Raw genomic sequence first — 2,774 nt, 5'->3', positions numbered from 1 at the left:
CTATCGGCTGCAGGCTGGCCAGCTCGGTCCACTCCCTGCCAAAACTCGGTCGAATCGACGCTGCCTGGATCGATCACAACCGGGGCCGCAGCGCTTTGCCCCCATGATGGTGGGCTTGGCTGATTGACGCTTTGCGCTGGCCGCGGCAGGCTTAGCGCATCCAGATCAGCGTTCCAGCTATCGGCTGCAGGCTGGCCAGCTCGGTCCACTCCCTGCCAAAACTCGGTCGAATCGACGCTGCCTGGATCGATCACAACGGCCATTCGCGTTGAGGGGCCCGCTTGATCCGCCGGATCATTCGCTCGCGCATTTCCGGGAGCGGCGCTCAATCGTCGTTGAAGTTGCTGCCGATCGGCGACGACTTCGTCGAGGTTCCAGAGGTTTGGCTGCGGTCCTTCCGCCAATCGCCTAACCAGCTCTCGGACGCCGTCCACGACGAAGACGCCGCAATCGTAACCGTTCCGCTGCTGGCGTATGCTGGCAACGCGCTGGACGACCCCCAACCGGGCGGCGAGCCTGGCGGCAGCATTGCGGTTGCGCCCCCCCCCGGAGTCGAAGTGATAGCCCACCGGGGGGCGTTCGCGATCGCTGCGATCAACGAACAGCAGCGACCAATGGGCCACTGTACCGATAGCATCGTTCACCGGCAAGAACAGGAAGTCGGCCGTATCGTTACCATAGCGATCATAAAGGACATGATGGAGTGTGCGTAGCATGTCGTCATCGGCACCCTCACGCAACAGCTGGGATATGAGTGGATCAACGAACCGCGTCCGGTCAGCGAGAACCGGATCGCCTCTCTGCAGCTCCTGCTGCAGGAGAGTGAAATCCGCCAGGATATGCTCGTCCCCCAGCCACAGGATACGCTCGTCCCCCAGCCGCACCCCTGGCTCAAGCGATACAAGCGATAATCCGCCGCGGCCCTGGCGCGAAAGATCAACCTGCTGCTCCTCCGGTGAGGACGGCAGATCAACCAGCGAGATAACCTCGGACCGCCTCTGCGGCGAAAACCTGGGAGGCTGGGCGAGAGGTTGCTGCTGCACGAGCGATGGATATACTGTATGGAGTGCTCTCAACGCTACTTTGAGTTTGCGGTGGAAATCGCGTCCGTAACCCGGCCCATCGGCATCGGTCATCAAGGACGGGTCGTTGATGCGATTAGAAATTGCTCCTCGATTGTTAGCAATGCACCAACGAGAGAAAGCGCGAAGGGGCTTTGAATAGCTAACTGCGGTGCTCGCGCTGAGCTTGATCTGGCCCGCGAGGCCATCTGTACAGGCCTTATGGAAGCGCCGAATGAGATCTTCGTCTTGGCTATAGAGATCTAGCTCCTTTGCAGATATTCCCTTCTTTGCAGATATTCCCTTCAGCTTTGCAACTCCCTTCAAGGAGCGGAGTGAATTCAGTGCGGAGAGCGCTTGGGGACTAATCGCCCAGGCTTTCTCATTTAACGTCCAGTCGTGAAGCCGACCGGCCAATGGCGGCTCACCGTTTTCAGCCAACGCGCGAGAGAGACGTCGAAGCCCTCTTACATACTTCTGCTGCACGACGTTCTGCACGCGCCCTCCGTTAATAAGTTGGTTTCTATACCATTCGATAAGCTCCCCGTCCTCGCTATTGAGGTCCGCTTCGGGATTCGTGCGGTTCGAGGGACCAGAAGTTTTTTTTCCCCCACCTCCTCGGATCGAGCCAAGCGCTGACTTGAGCTTTGAGCTAGCGCGCGACAGCCATGAATGCCGCCCAGCCTTCGGTACCGAAGTGTTCTCGTTGGGCGCTGTGTACCGCATGCCACCAAACGCTGCTGGAGGACTGGATTGCGGCACGCCGGCTGGATAGTCCACTGAAGCTCTGGGAAAGTCGACACTGTGACGTCCACTGATAAACTGGCCAGACTGCAGGTCGGACTGCAACGATAGCCGCGCCGCTCCCCCGACATCGACGCGCCGCCCTCCACGCGCCTGTTCGGGGCTGGCTTCGGACTCATCAGAGGCACTGAGCTGCAACCCACCTGGCTGCTCCTCTACGCTCGGCTGGTCAGCAGGCACGTTCTCCGCCTGCTGAACTGGCAGCTCATTGTACCAGCTGTTCCAAGCTCCGGTATCCGGAAAAAAGCTGCTATCCAAAGTAACTCCTCGATTGGATAATTCATCGCTGACTTACATGGGATCACGCTAACGTTCACCTCTGCCAAGACAAATAGCGATTGCTTATGGGGAAATACTTGTGCTTCCCCCCCCGCTCGAGTTCTGCTGCGGGAGAGTCAGAGGCTCGACGTCGTTCCGGTGCAATACCGAGTGATCCTGACCCGGCGGCCCAAACTGGCCTGCCCCCGCCTGTCACGGCGTCGTCCTCCAGCACGGCGCTCCCGAGCGGCTGATCAGGGGTGGATTTACGCTCTACCTTAATGTGACGGGCGCCTCGAGCTCGGTAGAGTCGACGACTGGCGCGGTGGCTACAGGTTCCGAGGAGTTGCCGTTTGCCGGCAGCTTTCGCTGAGTGCCGGTGCCTCATTTCGGACCATGGCTCCGTTTCCAGTCGCCGCTCGTCAAACCGGGCGTGCGGATTTCCCGCACCCGGCTTTCTCTCGATCCGTCAAGCCTTCGCTCTCGGCATGTCGGCGCGCGCTCTGGGGAGGCGGTAGAGGCCAAGCGTTTCATGCAGGTACTCCTGCGAGTAACGCTTGAAGCCTCGCCCACGCGCCCCAGTGCGCTGAACCAACCAATGTCGCAGACGACGATCGACGTATTGCCGAATGAGGTTGTAAGTTTCCACCA

Annotated in this window: 1 protein-coding gene and 2 pseudogenes; 1 reads left to right on the top strand and 2 read right to left on the bottom strand. The window is 59.9% G+C overall.

Annotation, left to right across the window (positions count from 1 at the left end):
* On the bottom strand, nt 1-1,559 hold a 1,559-nt coding region (locus AAFX91_RS39515; protein WP_394570102.1), incomplete at its 3' end, for a Ulp1 family isopeptidase.
* Nucleotides 1,560-2,255: 696 nt separating this feature from the next.
* Here AAFX91_RS39515 and AAFX91_RS39510 point away from each other — a divergent pair.
* Nucleotides 2,256-2,388 (top strand): annotated as a pseudogene (locus tag AAFX91_RS39510) (IS66 family transposase zinc-finger binding domain-containing protein); the annotation flags it as partial.
* 204 nt (nt 2,389-2,592) lie between these two features.
* Here the strand turns inward: AAFX91_RS39510 and AAFX91_RS39505 are convergent.
* A pseudogene (locus AAFX91_RS39505) lies at nt 2,593-2,774 on the bottom strand (group II intron reverse transcriptase/maturase); the annotation flags it as partial.

The sequence above is a fragment of the Bradyrhizobium sp. 31Argb genome (assembly GCF_043638955.1).
Lineage (GTDB): Bacteria > Pseudomonadota > Alphaproteobacteria > Rhizobiales > Xanthobacteraceae > Bradyrhizobium.
The sequence above is the reverse complement of the archived record's forward strand: the minus strand, read 5'-3'. Positions and strand labels throughout refer to the sequence as shown.